The organism is Myxococcus sp. MH1 (assembly GCF_059738865.1).
The window spans coordinates 4,566,267-4,586,994 of record NZ_AP026947.1 but is presented as its reverse complement, the minus strand read 5'-3'; the positions used below and the strand labels follow the sequence as shown (position 1 = coordinate 4,586,994).

Here is a 20,728-nt window from a genome sequence, read left to right as displayed (position 1 = left end):
GGATGTCGCGGTTTTCACTGCACTTTTTACGGGTGAAAGGGCTTCATGGAGCGCCGCGTCCTCATCGTTGAAAGCCAGAACGACTTCGCCCTCAGCATGGCGACCGTGCTCAAGAGCGCGGGTTACCAGACCGCCATGGCGGCGACCGCGACGGATGCGCAGCGCGAGCTGGAGAAGCGCCGACCGGATCTCGTCGTCCTTCGGGCCGAGCTTCCGGATCAATCCGGTTTCACGCTGTGCGGGCAGATCAAGAAGGGCAAGTGGGGCCAGAACCTCAAGGTCCTGCTCCTCTCCTCCGACACGGGCGTCGAGGGCCTCACGCAGCACCGGCAGACGCCGGGCGCCGCGGACGGCTACCTCGTCATCCCCTTCGAGATGGGGGAGCTGGCCACGATGAGCACGGGCATCATGCCGCCGGGCCAGGACGAGTCGGACGCCTCGCTCGACGCCGCGCTCGCCGGTAACGCGCCGCGCGAGGCGCCGCCCCCCATGCCAGGCATCCGCACCAACGCCGGCGGCCCGCCCAAGCTCCCCAAGCGCGAGCGCCGCAGCGCGATGACCGAGGAGGACCGCGCCTTCCTGGACCGCGCCTTCCAGTCCATCGCCGACCGCAAGGCGGAGCTGCTCGCCGAGTCGCGTCAGCTCAAGCGCCCGCCCCCGCGCCGCGAGCTGATGGGCACGCCGGAGGGGAAGATCCAGATCCTCCGCGACGAGCTCAAGACGCGCGAGGCCCAGCTGGCCCGCCTCTCCGAGATCTGGAGCGTGCGCGAGCGCGAGCTGCTCTCCGGCGAGGACCGCCTCCACGAGAAGGACGTGGAGCTGCAGGGCCTCAAGATGCAGGTGGACGATCTGCTGCGGCGCTTCAACGAGGCCCAGCAGGCGATGCTCCAGAAGGAGCGCGAGCACGGCGCCACCGTCGACGACCTGCTGCTGCAGAAGTTCTCCTCGGAGAAGGACCTCATCGAGGTCGTCGCCTCCAAGGAGAAGGACATCAACCTGCTGCGCAAGGAGGTCCACAACCGCGACGACGACCTCGCGCGGCGGGGCGCCGAGCTGGAGCACCTGCGCGGCGAATACGAGAAGCTCGACAAGCACCTCAACGTCGTCACGTTGGAGTTCGAGGTCAAGGAGCAGAAGCTCCAGGACAGCGTGCGCGCGCACGAGGCCGAAGAGGCCCGGCTGGGCAAGCGCGGTGACGACTTCGAGGCGGAGCTGGGCCGCACCATCAGCGAGCGCGACCAGCGCTACGCCGAGCTGGACGGCGAGATTCAGGCCCTCCAGGAGCGGCTGCAGCAGACCGAGCAGGAGCGCGACTCCACCGTGCGCGGCCTGGAGACGCGCGCCGCCTCCGCCGAGGAGCACGGCGCCCGCGCCGACGCGGAGATCACCCGGCTGAACGCGGAGCGCGACGCGCTCGAGGCGAGGCTCAGCCAGCAGGTGGCGGATCTCGAGACGGACCTCGCGCGCACCACCGGCGAGCGGGATCAGCTCCGGCTGGACAAGGACGCCCAGGAGGCGGAGCTCAGCCAGCGCATCGAGGACCGCGACGCCAAGATCTCGGCGTTGGACCGCGAGCTGTCGGAGACCATCGCCCGCAACGAGCGCACCGAGGCGGACCTCAACTCCAGCATCCAGCAGCAGCTGGAGCGCATCGGCGAGCTGGAGGGCGAGGTCGAGGCCGTCAAGACCCACCTGGCCGACCGCGAGGCCGAGCTCACCGGTGAGCTGCAGGCGCTCACCGAGGCGAAGAACGCGCTGGAGGAGGACCTCACCGGCCGCCTGGAGGCGCTGCGCGTCGCCAAGGACGCGCTGGAGGAGGACCTCACCCGCCAGCTCGAAGAGGTCCGCGCCGCCAAGGCGGAGCAGGAGGCCGACCTCACAGGTCAAATCCAGGCCCTCACCTCGCAGCTCGAGGCGGCCCAGAACCAGGGCGAGCAGCTCCAGGCCCGCGTCGCGTCCCTCGAGGACACCGTCGCCCAGCGCGAGTCCACCATCGAGGGACTCCAGGGTGATGTCGCCACGCGCGACCAGCGCATCTCCGAGCTGACCGGAGACCTGGAGGCCACCAGCCAGACGCTGGCACAGACGCAGGGCACGCTCGCGCAGACCGAGCAGCAGCTCGCGGACACGCAGGGCACCCTCGCCTCCACCGAGCAGTCGCTGTCCGAGACGCGCGGCGAGCTGGAGGCCACCAGCCAGTCGCTGTCCGAGACGCAGACGCGCCTGGCCCAGACGGAGGAGGCGCTGTCCTCCACGCGCGGGGAGCTGGACGCCACCAGCCAGACGCTCGCGCAGACGCAGGACACCCTCTCCCGCACCGAGCAGCAGCTCGCGGACACGCAGAACACGCTCGCCACCACGGAGCAGTCGCTCTCCGAGACGCGCGGCGAGCTGGACGCCACCAGCCAGACGCTGGCGCAGACCCAAGGGACGCTCGCTCAGACCGAGCAGCAGCTCACGCAGACCGAACAGCAGCTCGCGCAGACCCAGGGGACGCTCGCCAACACGGAGCAGTCGCTCTCCGAGACGCGCGGGGAGCTGGATGCGACGAGCCAGACGCTGGCGCAGACCCAGGACACGCTGGCGCGCACCGAGCAGCAGCTGGCGCAGACACAAGGCACGCTCTCCCAGACCGAGGGCAGCCTGGCCGAGACGCGCGGCGAGCTGGAGGCCACCAGCCAGACGCTCACCCAGACGCAGAACACGCTGGAGGAGACGCGCGACGAGCTGGGCACCACCACCGCGCAGCGGGATCAGCTCAAGCTGGAGCTGGACGAGACGCGCGCCGTGCTCCAGGAGACGCAGGCCTCGCTGTCCCGGACCACGGGCGAGAGGAACCAGCGCATCGCCGAGCTCCAGGCCCTGGGCGAGGCCAAGGACGCGCTGGAGCAGCTGCTCACCGGCCAGATTGGCCAGCTGCGCGGCGAACTGTCTGAGACGCTGGGCAACTACGAGGCCGAGCGCGCCGCGCACGAGAAGCTCGCCGCCGAGACGAGCGCCACCATCGAGGCGCTCACCGGCGAGCGTGACGGGCTGCGCTCGGAGCTGGAGGCCACCAGCCAGACGCTGGAACAGGTACAGGGCCAGCTCGCCGCCACCCGCGACGCCCTGTCGCGCGAGCAGCAGGCGCACACCACCAGCCGTCAGCAGGCGGCCAGCACCCAGTCCGCGCTGGAGGGCGAGCTCAACGAGGCGCGCAACCAGGCGGAGGAGCTGGGCGAGCAGCTCACCATCACCAAGCACGAGCTGGGCGCCCGCGTCGCGGACGTCACCCAGCTCACCGCGCAGCTCGCCCAGGTGGAGGACACCCGCGCGAACCTCAAGGAGCGCCTGGACACCCTCACCGAGGAGTCCCAGCGCCGCGAGGAGCTGCTCCAGAACGACCTGGCCACCAAGGGCAAGGAGCTCTCGGACACGCTGCGCAAGCTCACCCAGGTGACGCAGGAGAAGATGCGTCAGGCCGAGGTGCTCAACCGCGAGGTCGCCACCCGCACCGAGCAGGTCAAGGCCCTGGAGACCAAGCTCCAGACGCAGGCCACCGACGCCAAGCGCCACGCGGACGGGCTCGGCCAGCAGATGGCCGGCCTGAACAACCAGCTGGAGCTGGCGAAGAAGGCGCTCGGCGAGCGCGAGGAGCAGCTGCGCGCGGCGGGCACCAGCCACCAGAAGCTGACCCAGGAGCGCGACGGCCTGGCAGGACAGCTCCAGCAGGCGCAGGCGGCCCAGGCTCAAGCGGCCCAGGCCTGGCAGCAGGAGCGCGCCGAGGCGAAGCGCGCGTCCGACGAGCTGGCGGCGAAGCTGGCCAAGGCCGAGCAGCGCATCGCCCAGCTCACCCAGGAGGCTCAGGCGAAGGCGGCCGACGCGGACGCCAAGGCCAAGGACCTGCAGGCCCAGCTCGCCACCCGCACCAAGAAGGTGCAGGACCTGGAGCTGGCGGTGGAGAACGCGCAGGGCGCCAAGGCCCGCGCGGAGAAGGACCTGGCCGCCAAGGTGGCCGCCGCCGAGGGCAAGGCCAACGAGGCCGCCGCCCGCCTCGCCACCGCCCAGAAGGAGCGCAAGGACCTGGAGGCCCGTCAGCTGCGCGAAATCGAGGAGCTCAACACCAAGCAGAAGGCGGAGCTCGAGCGGCGCGAGGCCATCAAGACGCAGGAGGTCACCCGCCTGCAGCAGTCCGTCCAGGAGAAGAGCAAGGCGCTCAAGGTCGCCGAGCTGGAGCTGGCTCGCTACAAGAGCAAGGCCCCCGCCGCCACGCCCGCCCCCGTCGCCGCCAAGGCCGCCAAGGCCCCGGCGCCCGTCGAGGACGACGACCTGGCCACCCGGCCTCAGCTCAACCAGGTCATCCCCGCGGCCGCGGCCCCCGCTCCCGCCAAGGCCGCCAAGGCCGCCGCGAAGCCCGCCGCGAAGAAGGCCGCTCCCGCCCCCGCCCCGCTGGGTGGCGACGAGTCGGAGCCCACGGACCGCACCATGGTCATCCAGCTGCCCACCCAGGCCGCCAAGGAAGATGACGACTGGACGGCCCTGGTGGACGAGCTGGACAAGTAGCGGGCCTGGGGCCGCCTCACGTGGGGCGGCCCCGCCGGCTTCCCGTCACCCTGGCTGTCTGGAGTCCCGGCATCCACCGGAAGGCCGGCGGTCCGCCGACCCGGAGGGCTTCGGGAGCGACTTGCCTGGAGCCGCGACATCCGTGCCCTACCAGGGTGAAAAACTCAGAGGACGGCGCGCGCGTCGCGCACCAGCTCCTTGAAGTGCAGTGAGGCGAGGACGTCGCGGAGGGAGGCCTCACGGCCCACGCTGTGCGCCTGCGCCTGCGCCTCGCGCCAGCGGGCCATCAGCGTCCGCAGCGTGATGTACGCCAGCAGCAGCGGGAAGCCTCCCGGCAACAGGAGCACCGCCACCGCCATCACCATCCTCATCCACGCCCACACCATGACCACGGACCTCGCTGCTTTCCCTTCGTGAGTTGCGTCACTGAGATGCACGGTGCGTGCCCACGGTGCGCAAATAATTTCCCTCCCTTTTCCGCAGGGTTGGGGACCAGCGGGGCAAGAGAGCCGCGACGTGGGGGTGAGGATCCTGGCATTTTTGCCGCAGTCGCCTGAAAGGCCCTCGGTTAAGTTCCGCCGCGTGAGCACCCCAGAGACGGCCAAGGTCCGCGGATTCGACAGCGTCGCGGACGCAGAGAAGCAGCTCGAGCAGGTGGGATACCTGCCTTCACCGGAGATCGCCACCGCGGCCTTCCTGGCGGACCGGATGGACAAGCCCATCCTGGTGGAGGGCCCCGCGGGCGTGGGCAAGACGGAGCTGGCGCGCGCCATGGCCGCCGCGCTGGGCCGCGAGCTCATCCGGCTCCAGTGCTACGAGGGCCTGGACGAGGCCAAGGCGCTCTACGAGTGGGAGTACGCCAAGCAGCTGCTCTACACCCAGCTGCTCAAGGACAAGATTGGGGAGATGGTGGAGGGCACCCAGTCGCTGGCGGAGGCCGCGGATCGGCTGGCGTCCGGCGACGCGGTGTTCTTCTCCGAGCGCTTCCTGTTGCCCCGCCCCATCCTGCGCGCGCAGCTGTCCGAGCGCCCCGCCCTGCTGCTGGTGGACGAGATCGACAAGGCGGACCCGGAGTTCGAGGCCTTCCTGCTGGAGGTCCTCTCCGACAACGCCGTCACGATTCCGGAGCTGGGCACGTTCCGGGCGAAGCACATCCCGCGCGTGCTGCTCACGTCCAACGCCGCGCGCGAGCTGTCGGACGCGCTCAAGCGCCGCTGCCTGCACCTGCACATCGACTTCCCGGACCGCGAGCGCGAGCTGCGCATCGTCCGCTCCCGGCTGCCCCAGGTGCCGCAGGTGCTCGCCGAGCAGGTGGTGGAGGCCGTCGCCGCCATCCGCGCGCTGGACTTGAAGAAGGCTCCCTCCATCAGCGAGACGCTGGACTGGGCGCAGAGCCTGGTGCTGCTCAACGCGGACCAGCTCACCTCGGACGTGGTGGCCTCCACGCTCAACCTCGTCCTCAAGTACGAAGGCGACATCGAGAAGGCGCGCGCCAACCTGCCGCAGATCGCCCAGGCGTGAGGTGCGTCGGGACACCCGCCTCCGCGTGAGCCGGGGCATCCGTCCACCGGTGTATGCTCAGGCGGCCCGCTCTCCTCGAGGCCCTGGCCGCTCGTGCTCCTGAAGGAACGCTTCCAGATCAACCGCCCGCTCGAGCAGCAGGAGCTGACGCTCGTGCGCGCGTGCGTGGACGGCCCCGGCCTGCTCGACGCGCGCGAGGAGGCCGTGCTGCGCACCGCGCTGTCGCTCGCGAAGCTCTACAAGGTCCAGCACGGCGGCCTCGACGTGGGCGTGGGCGCGCAGCTCACCCCTTTCCGTGAGGAGGTGGAGCGGCGGCTCGGCCCGGTGCTGAACGGCGCGAGGCCTCCCACGCGGGACAGGCTGGTGCCGCACGTGAGGGACTTGCGCGAGCACGCGGCCCGCGCGCGCGATGGAGTCCTCGCGCGACTGCGGGGACGTGTACCGCCCGAGGCGCTGGACAGGGAGCTGCGGCACAAGGAGCTCGTCATGGTGACGGGCGGCGGAGGCGGCACCGCCTTCGTGTACCTGGGCGTGATGAGCCTGCTGGCCGAGCACGCGCTGGAGCCCCGGCTGCTCGCGGGCGCGTCGATGGGCGCGGTGCTCGCGCTGATGCGCTCGCGCATGGCGCGCTTCGACCCCACGGAGATGATCAACATCGTCCGGGGCCTGTCCTTCCGGAAGCTCTTCCGCTTCATCTCCACGGAGAGCCGCTACGGCCTGCCCGCCGCGCTGCGGCTGTTCCTGCGCGCGGGCCTGGGCCGCTTCTTCGGCGCGGGCCCCGAGGGCAGCGGCATGCGGCTCAAGGACCTCCCCGTCCCCACGCTCATCGCCGTGGGCGGCATCCGTCGGGGCATGCTCCCCAGGCCGCTCGAGTATTACGAGCGCCTGCTCGGCACCAGCCCCCTGGGGCTGCTCGACCCCGTGGGGGTCGCGCGCCGCATCCAGGCCGCCATGGGCGCCATGGCCGAGCTCTTCACGCGCCCCGAAATCACGATGCGCCTGCACCTGGGCGCCGACGACGCGAGCGGCGAGTTCGACGCGCTCGACGCCGCGGGCTTCTCCTCCGCCCTGCCCGGCGTCATCCACTACGACGTGCTGCGCGAGGACCCGCGCATGCACTCGCTGCTCGACGGGCTGATGGCGCACCACGGCATCGCGCGCTTCATCGACGGAGGCCTCGTCGACAACCTCCCCGCCAAGGCCGCCTGGAAGGCCGTGGCCAAGGGGCGCATCGGCACGCGCAACACCTTCATCCTCGCGCTGGACGGCTTCGCGCCCCGCCTCGCCACGCCCTTCTGGCTGCCCCTGCAGCGGCTCGCGGCGATGACGGTGGCGCCCAACCTGCCCTACGCGCATCACATCAAGCGCTTCCCTCGCACGCTCTCACCGCTCGACGTCGTGCCCTCCGTGGAGCTCGCCTCCAAGGCCCTCCACTTCGGCCGCAAGGCCATGGCGGACGACCTGCCGTGGCTCCGCCGCATGCTGACCCCCTTGCCCGCCGTGCTCTGAATTCCGGGGAACGGCTTTCACGCTTTGACCTCATAGCGTGTGGTGGCTAGAAGGGCGGGGCAGTTCCACTTTTCAGGGCGAAGGAACCCCCGCATGAGCTCCACCTCGACCAGCGTATTGCGTGCCGACCAGATCTGGCTCGACGGCAGATTGGTGAAATGGGACGAGGGCCATGTCCATGTGATGACGCACGCCCTCCACTATGGGCTGGGCGCGTTCGAGGGCATCCGCGCGTACCGCACGCATGATGGCCGGCTCGCTGTGTTCCGCCTGCGTGAGCACATCCGCCGGCTGCTCGACTCGGCGCACATCATCATGCTGAAGATTCCGTACTCCGAGGACGAGCTGGTCGAGGCGTGCCTGGACGTGCTGCGCAAGCAGAAGGACCTGTTCGCCAACGGCGCGTACCTGAGGCCGGTGGCCTTCATGGGCGACGGCGCCATGGGCCTGGGCGCCGTCAACCCCACCCGCGTCGCCGTGACGGCGTGGGATTGGGGCGCGTACCTGGGCGACAAGGGCATCCGCGAGGGCATCCGCGCCAAGGTGAGCTCCTTCACCCGCATGCACGTCAACGTGAACATGGTGCGCGGCAAGATCTCGGGCCAGTACGTCAACTCCATCCTCGCCAAGCGCGAGGCGGTGCTCGGCGGCTATGACGAGGCCATCCTCCTGGACATCAGCGGCTTCGTGGCCGAGGCGTCCGGCGAGAACATCTTCATGGTGAACAAGAAGGGCGTCATCAAGACGCCGCCCCTGTCCTCGCCCATCCTCGACGGCATCACCCGCGACACCGTGCTGAAGATCTTGCGCGACAGCGGCCGCGAGGTGGACGAGGTCACCTTCACCCGCGACGCGCTCTACATCTGCAACGAGATCTTCTTCACGGGCACCGCCGCGGAAATCACCCCGGTGCGCGAGGTGGACGACCGCATGGTCGGCACCGGCAAGCCCGGCCCCATCGGCACCTTCGTGCAGGAGACGTACTTCCGCACCGTCCGGGGCCAGGAGCCGCGCTACGCCGAGTGGCTCACCTACGTCTGACGCTCCACCCGTCCGGCTCCCGGCGCCCCTGACGGCCCGGGAGCCCGACGTCCCTTCCTCCACCCGAGGGCCCCGACGCCCCGGTGACGGAAGACCCTCCCCCCCATCGTCGCCTGCCCTCCACCCACCGGATTGGGCTAGAAAGGCCCCGATGGCACCCGCCGGCCCCGCATACGACGACAATCCATTCAAGCTAGAGAACCCGTCCATCCTGGACATCGCCCCGGCCGAGCCGAAGACGGTGGAGGAGACGGGGCTCAAGATGGGCCTGCTCGCGGACATCGCGCTCAAGTTCCTCTACTACTCCGGTACGGGCACCGGCATGGGCATCGCCGACGAGATGCGGCTGCCGTGGCCGGGCGTCATCGAGCACGTGGTGGATTTCCTCGCCACGGAGAAGCTGGTGGACCTGCGGGGTGGCAAGGGCTTCGGCCGCGCCTCGGTGGAGTTCATCCTCACGGAGAAGGGCCGCGAGTACGCGCGCGACGCGCTCACCCGCACCACCTACGTGGGCCCCGCCCCCGTCCCCATCGAGCAGTACAACGCGCTCATCACCAGCCAGACCGAGGAGACGCCCGTCGTCAGCCAGGAGGAGCTGGTGATGGCGCTCAGCCACCTCACCGTGCCCGCGGAGCTGATGGACAAGCTGGGCCCGGCGGTGAACTCCGGCCGCTCGCTCTTCCTCTACGGCCCGCCCGGCAACGGCAAGACGAGCCTGGCCGAGGCCGTCTCCCACATGTTCGGCGGCGAGGTGTACGTCCCGCACTGCCTGGAGATCGGCAATCAGATCATCCAGGTGCATGACCACCTCATCCACACCCCCGTCCCGCTGGAGCTGGGCCGCGACACCTCCGGCCGCCGGCAGACCTTCGAGATGGACAACCGGTGGATGCTCTGCCGCAGACCCGCCGTCGTCGTCGGCGGCGAGCTCACGCTGGAGACGCTCGACCTCATCTACTCGGAGAGCACCCGCTTCTACGAGGCCCCGTTCCAGGTGAAGGCCAACGGCGGCATGCTCCTCATCGACGACTTCGGCCGCCAGAAGGTCCACCCCACGGACCTGCTCAACCGGTGGATCGTCCCCCTCGAGAAGCGCGTCGACTTCCTTACCCTGCATACCGGGAAGAAGTTCGAAATCCCGTTTGATCAGCTTCTCGTGTTTTCAACGAATCTTGATCCGAAGGAGCTGGTGGACGAGGCCTTCCTGCGGCGCATCAAGTACAAGATTGAGGTCACGAATCCGGACGAGGAGTCCTACCGGGAGATCTTCCGCCGGGTGTGCGAGGCGGCGGGAATCCCCTATGTGGACCAGGCCGTCACGTACCTCATCGAGCACTACTACAAGCCGCGGACCATGCAGCTGCGCGCCTGTCACCCCCGGGACCTGGTGGGACTCATCAAGGACGCGGCGCGCTACCGGCAGATCCCGCCCGCCCTCTCCAAGGACCTGCTCGACCAGGCGTGCGAGGTCTTCCTCGTCAATCTCTAACGGAATTCGTTGTTACAACCGTGCGGAATTTCTAGAATCCGCATGCCGTTGTATCGCTCGGCCGCACGCTATGGCCACTCTTGGGTGGCTCGGCGCAAGAAGGAGCCGCAGTCCGTGAAGGAACGCTACCAGGACATCGACGAGAAGAACGAGGCGCTGCGCGATTACCTCGAGATCTTCAAGGACAAGCAGCAGGCGCGTGACTTCCTCGAGCAGTTCGAGATGTCGTGGATCTACCACGACGCCGCGTTGGAAGGCGTGGTCTACACCCACCAGGAGCTGAAGGCCGCGCTGTATCCGCAACGCGCGAGCGCCGAGGCCTCGATGATTCCGGTGGTGCTCGAGATCCGCAACCACAAGGCCGTCTGCGACTTCATCCGCGAGGAAGCCGCGGGCGCCAAGAAGCAGGCGCAGATCACCCTCACCACCATCAAGCGGATGCACGACCTCTTCCTCGGGAACACCCCCGAGGCGCTGGCCGAGCGCGCGCGCATGGAGCGACGGGAGCGCACCGAGAAGGAGCTCGCCAAGGAGCGTGAGCGCTCGGGGCTGCGCAAGGACATGCCGCTGCACCGCACGTACTTCCACGACATCCACCAGCCCGCGAAGATCCAGCCCGCGCTGGAGAAGCTGGTGGACTACACGGCCAGCGCGGAGTTCCGCGAGTTCCACCCCATCAAGCAGGCCGCCACGGTGCAGCACATGTTCCTGCAGATCTTCCCCTTCACCGAGCACAGCGGGAAGGTGGGGCGCATGTGCAGCAACCTCATCCTGCTGCGCAACAACTACATGCCCGCGGTCATCCACTCCATCGATCGGCAGCGCTATTACGAGTGCTTCCGCGGCCCGGCGGCGCAGTTCCGCACGGTGCTGATGGACGCGATGGAGAACTCGCTCGACAACGGCGTGAAGTACTTCCGGGACCTGGGCCGCAAGTACAAGGCCATCAACAACTAGGTCCCCTCCCGCCAGGAAGACCAGGCCCCCTCCGGCCGGCAAGGCCCGCCGCCGGAAGGGCGGGCCTCCGCACCCGGGGCAGGAAGGCGTCCGGGCACCCGGTCTTCCGCCCCCGCGTGAACGTCGGCCGGGGCATCTGCAACTTTGGTGTGCGGCAGACACCCCGCACCCGCCGGCCCCTCGAAACCGGGAGCCGGAGGAAGTAAAGAAGACCACTCCATGCCCGTGACACAGTCCTTCAACAGCCGCCGTGCCCAGGGAGCCTCGGGGGGCGAGCTGACGGAGCCTCCGCCACCGCGACTGGCCCTGCTGTCGGCGCGGGACAAGCTGGAGCGGCTGCTCGAGGTGGCCAAGGGCCATCGCAAGGCGCTCATCCTCACCCACGACAACCCGGATCCGGACTCGCTGGCCGCCGCGGTGGCGCTCGCCCAACTGCTCGAGCGCCGGGCGAACCTGGAGGCCCAGGTGGGCTACGGGGGCATCATCGGCCGGGCGGAGAACATCGCCTTCGTGAAGGTGCTGCGGCTGCCCGTCTCGCACGTGTCGCAGCTGGACTTCGACGAGTACGACCTCTTCGGGCTGGTGGACACGCAGCCCAAGGTGGGCAACCACTCGCTGCCCGCGCGCATGGAGGCGCACCTGGTGGTGGACCACCATCCGCTGCGTGAGGAGAGCCTGGCCTCGCCGTTCGCGGACGTGGGCGGCGACTTCGGCGCCACGTCCACCATGCTGGTGGAGTACCTGCGCGCCGCGCGCGTGGAGCCCTCGGTGGAGGTGGCCACCGCGCTGTTCTACGGCATCAAGGCGGACACGCGCGACCTGGGCCGCGAGACGACGCAGACGGACATCGACAGCTACCTGTGGCTGTTCCCGCGCATGGACAAGTCGATGCTCGCGCAGATCGAGCACCCGGAGCTGCCGGCGCGCTACTTCCAGCTGTACCACACGGCCTTCGAGCGGGCGAAGGTGTACGGCACCGCCATCGTCACCGACCTGGAGGAGGTCTACTCCCCGGACATGGTGGCCGAGGTCGCCGAGCGGCTGATGTTCCTCGAGGGCACCAAGTGGTCGCTGGCCTTCGGCACGTACCGCAACCAGCTCTACTTCAGCCTGCGCGTGAAGGACCGGCGGATGAACGCGGGCCGGCTCATCCGGGAGATCTTCGAGGACTACGGCGGCTCGTCCGGCGGCCACGGCAGCATGGCGGGCGCGCGGCTGCCGTTGTCGGGCAAGGCGGCGCAGCGCAAGGCGCTCAAGCGCGAGCTGGTGATCCGCTTCCTCGAGGCCTTCGGCGTCGCCGACGAGCGGCCCGTGTCGCTGCTGTCCGCGCAGGACTCGTGATCTACTGGGACCACAACGCCGCCGCACCCGTGCGCGCGGAGGTGGCCTCGCTGCTCGCGCGCGCCTTTCTGCAAGGGGGCCACGGCAACGCGTCCAGCGTGCACGCGGCCGGACGCGAGGCCCGCGCCAGGCTGGATGCCGCCCGGGCCCGGGTGGCGCGGGTGCTGGGCTGCGAGCCGAAGGAAGTCTGCTTCACCGCCTCCGGCAGCGAGGCGGACGCGCTCGCGCTGGTGGGCGCCTTTCACACGCGTCCCGTGGCGGAGCGACGCCGCGTGGTGACGTCCTCGGTGGAGCACCCCGCCCTGCTCGGCGCGGTGGCGCGGCTGGAGCAAGAGGGCGCGCAGGTGGTGCGGGTGGCGCCGGGCCCGGACGGACGGGTGCGTGAGGAGGACCTGCTCGCGGCGCTGACGCCGGACACCGCGCTGTGCTCGTTGATGTGGGCCAACAACGAGACGGGCGTGGTGCAGCCCGCGGCGGAGCTCTCGCGCGCGTGTCGCAAGCAGGGCGTGCTCTTCCACACGGACGCGGTGCAGGCGGCGGGCAAGGTGCCGCTGTCGTTGCGCGAGGTGGACGCGGACCTCCTGTCGCTGTCCGCGCACAAGTTCGGCGGCCCCTCGGGGGTCGGCGTGCTGGTGGTGCGCAAGGGCGTGGACGTGCGGGCCCTCACGCCGGGACACCAGGAGGGGGGCCGGCGCGGAGGGACGCAGAACATCCCGCACGCGGAAGCACTCGCGCTCGCGCTGGAGCTGGCCGCGAGCGAGCAGCCCCAGGTGGCCTCGCGCGTCGGCGCGCTGAGAGACGCCTTCGAGCAGGCGGTGCTCGCGCAGGTGCCGGGCGTGGTGGTCAATGGCGCGGGCGCGCCGCGCGTGCCCAACACCAGCAACCTGCGCTTCGAGGGGGTCGAGGGCGAGGCGCTGCTCATCGCGTTGGACCTCGAGGGCATCTGCGTGTCGATGGGCGCCGCGTGTGCCTCCGGAACGCTGACGCCCTCGCATGTGCTCCGGGCCATGGGCCTGTCGGCGGCCGAGGCCCGAGGCAGCCTGCGCTTCAGCCTGGGCTCCGAGACACGCGAGGAGGACGTGCGACAGGTCGTCGACGCCCTGCGTCGTCACGTCCCCACCGTCAGGGCGCTCTCGGGCTGAGGCCGGCGTGGCCCGGCGTGCTTGCAGGGTGCAAGGCGCGATTGACGCGGCCGCCCATCACGCGCGCGAGCATCCGGCGTTGAATGCCCCATCCCCCCTGGGGTGCATGGACCTTGAACATGCCCGCTCCGGTGGAAACCATTCTTTCCGCTGCCGATGCACGGGGGGAACACATGGGGATGGGCTCAGGGGGGAAGCAGTGGCTGACGCATCGACTCGCGGTGCTCGCGGGTGCGCTCGCGCTCGCGTGCGCGCCGGGCTCGGGGCAGGAGGACGCCTCGCCGACGGAGGACGTCACGCGGGCCGCGAGCGCGCCGACGCCGCTGTGGGACGAGGACGCGATGCCGCTCGAGGCCGCGAGTGCTTTTAGAGATCGCTGCCCGGGGCCGGAGGCGGCGCTCGGCGCCACGCTCCACGTCGCGAACCTGGGACCTCGGGATGCCGAGGCGCCGCTCGGCTCTCGCGCCAATCCCTTCACCACCATCATGGCGGCGGTGAGGGAGGCACAGCCAGGGAACATCATCCAGGTCCACGCGGGCATCTATCCGGAGCAGGTCGCCATCACGCCGCTGAAGGCGCGCGCCGGCACGGCCTCCGCGCCCATCGTGCTGCGAGGTGAGCGCGCCGCGCGCCCCATCATCGTCCCCTCCGCCACCGACGTGGGCAGCCTGGTGATGCTGAGCCAGCCCTATTGGGTGGTCGAGTTCGTCGAGGTCGACGTGCGCGAGCGGCCCTCGTTCGCGGCGTTGTTCGAGAACGACACCACGTGCACGCAGCTCACCGATTCGCTGCTCCACGGCGGGCGCGCGGGAGGTGGCGTGGTCGTCAGCGACGCCTCACGGCTGCTCATCTCCGGCAACAAGGTGCATGACTTCTCGCGATGGGGTCAGGACTCCCACGCCGTCGTGGTGAAGGGGGCGTCGCGCGAGGTCTTCATCGTGGGGAACGATCTGCATGACGCCTCGGGAGACGCCGTGCAGTGCCAGCCCAACGAGGGCCGCCCCTCCGCGCTCTTCATCGAGGGGAACCAGATGCACGACTGCGGGGAGAACGGCATCGACGTGAAGGCGTGTGACGACCTGGCCATCCAGGGCAACGTGTTCTTCCGCTTCCCGAACCTGGAGCGCTTCCCGTGGCAGGCGACGACGTCGGCGGCGGAGGCGGTGCTGGTGCACGAGGACGCCACGAACATCCGCATCATCGGCAACGCCATCTTCCTGGCGGGGAGGGGCATCTCCATCGGCGGCCTCTCCCCCGTGGACAATCCCGTCGACGTGCTGGTGAAGGGCAACGTGGTGACGGACATCTTCAACTTCGCGAACCGGGCCAATGGCCAGGGCATCCGCATCGTGCGGGCGCACCGGGTGAGGGTGCTCGACAACATCATCGAGCGGACGGAGGACTCGGGGCTGCGGCTCGCCGCGGACGAGCCGCTCGTCGTCACGGACCTGCAGGTCTACGGCAACACGCTGCGCGACATGACGAGCTTCGTGAAGCTGGGACGCGACACCGCCCGCCCCGGACTGCGGATGGACCGCAATCGCTACGAGGGGGCGGACGGCAAGTTCAGCGCCTTCGGACTCCTCTCCATCGGCACCTTCACCACCTGGCAGAACCGGCTGGCCCCCTTCAACCTGGAACAGGGCTCCTCGCTCATCACCGCCGAGCCCGACGATGGGCAATCACCGCCCATGGTCGGCGAGGAGTGACACGTCGCCCGCGGCGCGGTGAGCGGCGCCTGGGCGCTACCACGGTTGATCGGGCAGCGACTTCTCGCGCACCTCTTCGTCCGGCTGGCCGTAGCCCGGCATCCCGTCCTCGCGAGGCTCCTCGGGCCGGGCGGGCAGCCGCTCGGGCTGCTCCTCACGCGTCTTGCGCTCGGGGGCGGACTCTTCGGGCTTCGGCGGCGGGGGCTTCTGGGTGGCCATGGCGGTCCTCGCGAGGGGGCGCCGCGCGCACCTTGGCGCGGCATGCGAGGAGGTTCGTCATCCCCGCGCCCTCGTGGGACTGCCAGCGCCGAGGCGACAGCGGGGCGCGTGGCCGCTCCCCTACTCCGTGCCCGAGGAAGGCGGGGGCACCACCACCGCGGGCATGATGTCGCTGGCGCCGAACAGCCCGCGCACCACCGCGGCGATGGCCAGCGGCGTCCCCACGCGCTCGTCGTAATGCGGCGCGAGCGCCTGGGCGAAGGACTCCGCCGTGGTGAACCGGTCCTCGGGGCGCTCGGAGAAGGCGCGCCGCACGACGTCCTCGAGCGCCTCGGGAACCTCCGGACGCAGCTCGCGCAGCGGCCGGTACGCGCGGGAGCGGATGGCCTGGAAGACCTCGTCCGGCGTGGCGCCCGTGAAGGGGCGCTCCAGGGTGAGCAGCTCGTAGAGCACCACCGTCGCCGCCCACAGGTCCGCCTCCGGGCTCACCTCGCCCAGGAGCGACTCCGGGGAGAGGTAGTACGGCTTGCCCAGCACCTCCCCCTCCTGGAGCTTGCCGTCCACGAGCACGCGCGAGACGCCGAAGTCCCCCAGCTTGATCTCCCCCACGCGGGAGATGAACAGGTTCGACGGGGACACGTCGCAGTGGACGATGCCCAGCGGCTCGCCCTGCGCGCCGGTGGCGGAGTGCGCGTACGCCAGCGCCTCCAGCAGCACCTTGCCCAGGTACACCGCGAAGTCGAGCGGCAGGGGGATGCCTCGCACCTTGCAGCGGCGGAGGATCTGCCCCAGGTCCCGCCCGTCCACCAGCTCCATGACGATGAAGTAGATGCCCTCCAGCTCACCGGCATCCAACACCGTCACGATGTTCGGGTGGTGCAGCTGCTTGGACAGCTGCGCCTCGCGCGAGAACAACGTCACCGAGTCCGGGTCCGCCGTCAGCGCCGGCAAGAGCCGCTTGAGCGCGACGGTCCACCCCTCGCGCGGGCCCGACAGCACCCGCGCGCGGTACACCTCCGCCATGCCGCCCTTGCCGAGCACGGAGAGGATTTCATAGGGGCCGAAGACCCGCTGGGCTTTCGGAGGCGAAGGCGTCTGGCTCACGGGCTCGAGCTTCCGGCTCCCGCCGACTCGCGGCCCGGCGCGCGCTTGCGATTCTTCACCGTCTTCTGCACCTGCTCGATGTCCGCGGCGAGCGCCCGCACCAGCACCGCCTCCCAGGGCTTCGGACTCTCCGGCGCCCAGTTCAGCTCCAGCGCCCGGCGCAGCAGCGGCACCACGCGCCCCTTGAAGCCCTGCTGCTCCGCCGCGTACGCCTGCCACGCGTAGACGTCCGGCCGCGACGGCGGCACCGGGCGGATCCGCTCCAGGTACTCCACCGCCCGGACGGCGTTGCCCGAGCCCAGGTTGCTGGCGGCCATGCCCACCAGCGCGTCGATGTCCTTGTTGTCCTCGGCCAGCGCCGCCTCGAAGCGCGCCCGGGCCATGTCCCACTTGCCGTTCGCCAGCAGGTTCTGCCCCAGCTCCACCGGCCGGGTCCCCAGGGGCTGGGGCCGCGCCGCCGAGGCCTCCTTCGCCGGCGCCAGGGACGCCTCCACCGCATCGGGGGGCGCGGCGGGCACCTCCTCCTCGCGCTCCACCGGCTCCGCCCCCCGGACTCCGCGCAGCGTCAGCACCGAGTCCTTCAACCCGGGCGAGTGACACTTGGGCGGCAGCCGGAAGTGCGCGCTGAGCACCAGCGAGTTGGGGTTGTAGACGGCCAGCGCCGTGAAGGGCCTCACCCCCACGCAGTCCGGCGGGGGGCCCTCCAGGCAGAGCTGCACCGTGGCCACCAGGACGTTGCCCTGGAACTCTCCGGACAGGACTTCCGTGCCAGGGGCGAACTTGCAGCCACCTCCGGACCCGGCGGACAAGCCCACCAGGCGCTCGCCTTCCATGTGCAGGTCCACCTGCCCGTAGGTATCCCCCTGGTAGGGGCCTGCGAGCTTCGGTCCCGCCCAGGCGAGGCCGGAGGCGACGGAAAGAGCCGTCACGAGTCCCTTGTTTAGAAGCGAGGGCGGCATGTGCGGGGTGTGGGGGACTGCCATCATAGGGGGCCTGCGCCCGCCTTGTAAACGCGCGAGGATGCCTTGACCTCGCCGCTTCCCATCCTTATCATTTCAAAAGGTGGTCGCGAGTTTTCGCTGTAATTTCGGGACCTTGGTGGCACTGTAGCTTTGTTTCAAGGGCTGTCCCCTGCGGGGCGCGTGATGCCCAGCAGAAATTCGAACCGATACGTCCATTCCGGGGTCCGTTTCGGTCGCCATGTGCAAGCCCTCCCTCCTCACGGGGGATGAGGGAAGCCTGCGGCGGCATGATTTCGGTTCCCACCTGGCTTTTGAGGGTTCAATGGACGCTGGGCACACGGCCATGCGGCGGGGGACTTTTTCTGCGGAGCGGCGGCGGTGAGCGAGACGGTGGTGGAAGAGGCGGCGGCGGCGAGGAAGCAGACGCTGCGGGATGAGTTGACGGCGCGCCGCAAGGCGATGACGCCCGATCTCATCGATACGCGGGGTCTCAAGGTCCAATCTCGATTCCTGGCGACGAAGTATTACGAGAAGGCGCGGTACGTGGCGCTCTACGCCCCCATCAAGGGCGAGGTCCCCACGCAGGACATCCTCAAGGCGGCGCTGCAGGACGGGAAGATCGTCTGCTACCCGCTCTCCCATGTGCACGGGCGGATCCTCTCCTTCCGGGCCATCAAGTCCGAGCTGGAGCTGGAGCCCGGGCGGCTGGGCGTGAGGGAGCCGACGAACGCGTCGGATCTCATCGCGGTGGAGCAGATCGACCTGTTCGTGGTGCCGGGACTGGGCTTCACGGAGGACGGCAAGCGGCTGGGGCGCGGAGGCGGCTACTACGACGCCACCCTGCGCGCGGCGAGTCCCCGGAGCCGGCGCGTGGGACTGGCCTTCAAGGAGCAGCTCGTGTCGGTGCTGCCCACGACGGGTGACGACGTGGACATGGACCTCGTGGTGACCGAGTCCGAGGTCCACCGCGGCCTGCATCGCGAGCCAGAGTTCCTGGATACGTGAAGGTCCTCTTCATGGGAGACGTGGTGGGTCGTCCGGGGCTTCAAGCCGTCCGCGCCCTCCTGCCACGCCTGAAGGCCACCCATGGCATCGAAGTGACCATCGCCAACGCGGAGAACAGCGACCAGGGTGCCGGCATCTCTCCGGAGACGGCCGACACCCTGCTGTCCGCGGGCGTGGACCTGCTCACGAGCGGCAACCACTTCTGGTCCAAGAAATCCATCATCCCCTGGGTGACGGCGCGGCCGGACAAGCTGCTCCGGCCCGCCAACTATCCCAAGGACACCCCGGGCAAGGGCCATGGCCTGGTGACGCTCCCGGACGGGCGCGCGCTGGGGGTCATCAACCTGGAGGGCCGCGTCTTCATGCGTCCCCACGACAACCCCTTCGAGGTGGTGCTGGGGTTGGTGGAGGAGCTGAAGGCGCGCACGCCGTGCGTCCTCGTGGACATGCACTGCGAGGCCTCCAGCGAGAAGAACGCCATGGGGGCGCACCTGGACGGGCGGGTGTCCGTCGTGGTGGGCACGCACACGCACGTGCAGACGGCGGACGAGCGCATCCTCCCCGGCGGCACGGCCTTCATCACCGACGTGGGCATGTGTGGCCCGCTCGACTCCGTCATCGGGATGAAGAAGGAGCAGTCGCTGGCGCGGTTCCTCGGGCAGAAGCACGCGCCCTATGAAGTGGCCGAGCGGCTCGTCTACCTGCAGGGCGTGGTGGTGGACATCGACGACGCCACCGGCCGCGGCCGGAGCATCGAGCGCGTGCGCGTCCACCTGCCGGGCACCTGAACTTCCGGAAGCGGAAGGCTCGCGTGCAGGGCGGGGGTTTCGGTTATGGTCCGCCGGCCATGAATCAGGACGCACTGCGCAAGGCGACCCCCGAGGAGCAGTTCGAAGAAGTCACCCGCGGCACGGTGGACCTCCACTCGCCCGAGGACCTGAAGAAGAAGCTCCAGTATTCGTATGACTCGGGCAAGCCGCTGGTCATCAAGGCGGGGTTCGACCCGAGCCGGCCGGACCTGCACCTGGGCCACTCGCTGCTGCTCACGCGCATGCGGCGCTTCCAGGACTTCGGCCACTCGGTGGTGTTCCTCATCGGCGACTTCACGGCGCTGATTGGAGACCCCACGGGGCGCAACGCCACGCGCCCGGCGCTCACCCGCGACGAGGTGAAGGCGAACGCGGAGACGTACAAGCAGCAGGTCTTCAAGGTGCTGGACGCGGACAAGACGACGGTCCGCTTCAACTCCGAGTGGCTCGACAAGCTCGGCACCGAGGGGATGATCCGCCTGGCGTCGCGCTACTCGCTGCAGCGCATGCTGGAGCGCGACGACTTCAAGAAGCGCCACCGGGACAACGTCTCCATCGCCATCCACGAGCTGCTCTACCCGCTGCTGCAGGGCTACGACTCCGTGGCGCTGAAGTCGGACGTGGAGCTGGGCGCGACGGACCAGCTCTTCAACCTGCTGGTGGGCCGGCAGCTCATGCGCGAGGAGAGCATGGCCCCGCAGGTCATCATGACGGGTCCCATCCTCGAGGGCCTGGGCGCCCGCCTCATCGACGGGAAGATCGTCGGCGACAAGATGTCCAAGAGCCTGGACAACTACGTGGGCGTCAGCGAGCCGGCGGACACCATGTTCGGCAAGCTGATGAGCATCACCGACGACCTGATGTGGCGCTACTACGAGCTGCTCTCGTCGAAGACGCTCAAGGAAGTCACGGAGCTGAAGGCCAAGGTGGCCAGCGGCGAGGTGCACCCCAAGGCCGCGAAGGTGGCCTTCGCCCGGGAGATGACGGCGCGCTTCCACGACGAGGAGGCGGGCCGCAAGGCGGAGGAGGACTTCGAGAAGCGCTTCGCGAAGAAGGAGCTGTCCGCGGACGCGCTGCCCCAGGTGGACGTGTCGCTGGGCGGCGCGCCGACGCTGCCGCTGACGAAGGTGCTGGCCGAGGCGAAGCTGGTGGCGTCCTCGACCGAGGGCCGGAAGATGCTGGCCCAGGGCGGCGTGCGGGTGAACGGCGAGAAGGCCACGGACCCGAAGGCGGAGCTGTCCGCCGGCGAGTACACGCTCCAGGTGGGCAAGCTGAAGGCGGCGCGCGTCAAGCTGGCGTGAATTCCCTCCGGGGGTGGTGCGTCCCTGGTGGCCGAGGAGTGGCCCGTCCCGTCCCTCGTGTCGAGGGGCGGGGTGGG

The 20,728-nt window shown here is 69.8% G+C and carries 16 protein-coding genes and 1 other RNA gene; 13 read left to right on the top strand and 4 right to left on the bottom strand.

Annotated features, from left to right (window positions below; translation table 11 throughout):
• Positions 1–45 precede the first annotated feature (45 nt).
• Positions 46–4,542 (top strand): response regulator, encoded by a 4,497-nt coding sequence (locus AC6JA9_RS18430; RefSeq protein WP_497960315.1) that lies wholly within the window; start codon positions 46–48, stop codon positions 4,540–4,542.
• A gap of 164 nt (positions 4,543–4,706) precedes the next feature.
• Here the strand turns inward: AC6JA9_RS18430 and AC6JA9_RS18425 are convergent, their stop codons facing one another.
• Positions 4,707–4,913, bottom strand: coding sequence for a hypothetical protein (locus AC6JA9_RS18425; protein ID WP_223750048.1), 207 nt, complete (start codon positions 4,911–4,913; stop codon positions 4,707–4,709).
• A gap of 211 nt (positions 4,914–5,124) precedes the next feature.
• Between AC6JA9_RS18425 and AC6JA9_RS18420 the strand changes: the two genes are divergently transcribed.
• The 8 genes from AC6JA9_RS18420 (at position 5,125) to AC6JA9_RS18385 (ending at position 15,251) form a co-directional block, all read left to right on the top strand.
• Positions 5,125–6,063 (top strand): AAA family ATPase, encoded by a 939-nt coding sequence (locus AC6JA9_RS18420; protein WP_141322822.1) that lies wholly within the window; start codon positions 5,125–5,127, stop codon positions 6,061–6,063.
• Between the two features lie 93 nt (positions 6,064–6,156).
• Positions 6,157–7,572, top strand: coding sequence for a patatin-like phospholipase family protein (locus AC6JA9_RS18415; RefSeq protein WP_223750049.1), 1,416 nt, complete (start codon positions 6,157–6,159; stop codon positions 7,570–7,572).
• Positions 7,573–7,665: 93 nt separating this feature from the next.
• Positions 7,666–8,613, top strand: a complete 948-nt coding sequence (locus AC6JA9_RS18410; RefSeq protein WP_223750050.1) for a branched-chain amino acid transaminase — start codon at positions 7,666–7,668, stop codon at positions 8,611–8,613.
• 151 nt (positions 8,614–8,764) lie between these two features.
• On the top strand, positions 8,765–10,102 hold the full coding sequence (locus AC6JA9_RS18405; protein WP_141322819.1) for a DUF8689 domain-containing protein: 1,338 nt from the start codon (positions 8,765–8,767) through the stop codon (positions 10,100–10,102).
• A gap of 114 nt (positions 10,103–10,216) precedes the next feature.
• Positions 10,217–11,059, top strand: coding sequence for a Fic family protein (locus AC6JA9_RS18400; protein WP_141322818.1), 843 nt, complete (start codon positions 10,217–10,219; stop codon positions 11,057–11,059).
• A 219-nt stretch (positions 11,060–11,278) separates the two neighbouring features.
• The gene (locus AC6JA9_RS18395; protein ID WP_497960313.1) at positions 11,279–12,400 is read left to right on the top strand and encodes a DHH family phosphoesterase; all 1,122 of its coding nucleotides are present in this window, start codon (positions 11,279–11,281) and stop codon (positions 12,398–12,400) included.
• The gene (locus AC6JA9_RS18390) at positions 12,397–13,542 is read left to right on the top strand and encodes a cysteine desulfurase family protein (protein ID WP_497960312.1); all 1,146 of its coding nucleotides are present in this window, start codon (positions 12,397–12,399) and stop codon (positions 13,540–13,542) included. Before AC6JA9_RS18395 ends, AC6JA9_RS18390 begins: the two co-directional genes overlap by 4 nt.
• A 485-nt stretch (positions 13,543–14,027) precedes the next feature.
• The gene (locus tag AC6JA9_RS18385; RefSeq protein WP_408890684.1) at positions 14,028–15,251 is read left to right on the top strand and encodes a right-handed parallel beta-helix repeat-containing protein; all 1,224 of its coding nucleotides are present in this window, start codon (positions 14,028–14,030) and stop codon (positions 15,249–15,251) included.
• Positions 15,252–15,287: 36 nt separating this feature from the next.
• Here AC6JA9_RS18385 and AC6JA9_RS18380 read toward each other — a convergent pair whose 3' ends face one another.
• The 3 genes from AC6JA9_RS18380 to AC6JA9_RS18370 form a co-directional block, all read right to left on the bottom strand.
• Entirely contained in the window at positions 15,288–15,470 is a 183-nt protein-coding gene (locus AC6JA9_RS18380; RefSeq protein WP_223750054.1) for a hypothetical protein, read from the bottom strand.
• A 120-nt stretch (positions 15,471–15,590) separates the two neighbouring features.
• On the bottom strand, positions 15,591–16,574 hold the full coding sequence (locus AC6JA9_RS18375; RefSeq protein WP_223750055.1) for a serine/threonine-protein kinase: 984 nt from the start codon (positions 16,572–16,574) through the stop codon (positions 15,591–15,593).
• Entirely contained in the window at positions 16,571–17,503 is a 933-nt protein-coding gene (locus AC6JA9_RS18370; protein WP_223750056.1) for a tetratricopeptide repeat protein, read from the bottom strand. The genes AC6JA9_RS18375 and AC6JA9_RS18370 overlap by 4 nt, the downstream gene beginning before the upstream one ends.
• Positions 17,504–17,699: 196 nt before the next feature.
• On the opposite strand from AC6JA9_RS18370, the gene ssrS reads away from it, so the two are divergent.
• From ssrS to tyrS, 4 genes are all read left to right on the top strand, one after another.
• Positions 17,700–17,895: non-coding RNA, 6S RNA (gene ssrS / locus AC6JA9_RS18365), on the top strand.
• 19 nt (positions 17,896–17,914) lie between these two features.
• Positions 17,915–18,541 carry a 5-formyltetrahydrofolate cyclo-ligase gene (locus AC6JA9_RS18360; protein ID WP_141322811.1) on the top strand — a complete coding sequence of 209 codons (627 nt, stop codon included), beginning with the start codon at positions 17,915–17,917 and terminating at the stop codon, positions 18,539–18,541.
• Complete coding sequence (locus AC6JA9_RS18355) at positions 18,538–19,329, top strand: TIGR00282 family metallophosphoesterase (protein ID WP_141322810.1); 792 nt, start codon at positions 18,538–18,540, stop codon at positions 19,327–19,329. The genes AC6JA9_RS18360 and AC6JA9_RS18355 overlap by 4 nt, the downstream gene beginning before the upstream one ends.
• 59 nt (positions 19,330–19,388) lie before the next feature.
• The gene (gene tyrS, locus AC6JA9_RS18350) at positions 19,389–20,651 is read left to right on the top strand and encodes a tyrosine--tRNA ligase (RefSeq protein ID WP_223750057.1); all 1,263 of its coding nucleotides are present in this window, start codon (positions 19,389–19,391) and stop codon (positions 20,649–20,651) included.
• Positions 20,652–20,728 lie beyond the last annotated feature (77 nt).

Excerpts from the sequence above, each read along its gene's own strand:
- AC6JA9_RS18380 (WP_223750054.1), bottom strand. The coding sequence starts at position 15,470 with ATGGCCACCCAGAAGCCCCCGCCGCCGAAGCCCGAAGAGTCCGCCCCC.
- AC6JA9_RS18410 (WP_223750050.1), top strand. The coding sequence starts at position 7,666 with ATGAGCTCCACCTCGACCAGCGTATTGCGTGCCGACCAGATCTGGCTC.
- tyrS (WP_223750057.1), top strand. The coding sequence starts at position 19,389 with ATGAATCAGGACGCACTGCGCAAGGCGACCCCCGAGGAGCAGTTCGAA.
- AC6JA9_RS18425 (WP_223750048.1), bottom strand. The coding sequence starts at position 4,913 with ATGAGGATGGTGATGGCGGTGGCGGTGCTCCTGTTGCCGGGAGGCTTC.
- AC6JA9_RS18405 (WP_141322819.1), top strand. The coding sequence starts at position 8,765 with ATGGCACCCGCCGGCCCCGCATACGACGACAATCCATTCAAGCTAGAG.
- AC6JA9_RS18395 (WP_497960313.1), top strand. The coding sequence starts at position 11,279 with ATGCCCGTGACACAGTCCTTCAACAGCCGCCGTGCCCAGGGAGCCTCG.
- AC6JA9_RS18385 (WP_408890684.1), top strand. The coding sequence starts at position 14,028 with ATGGCGGCGGTGAGGGAGGCACAGCCAGGGAACATCATCCAGGTCCAC.
- AC6JA9_RS18430 (WP_497960315.1), top strand. The coding sequence starts at position 46 with ATGGAGCGCCGCGTCCTCATCGTTGAAAGCCAGAACGACTTCGCCCTC.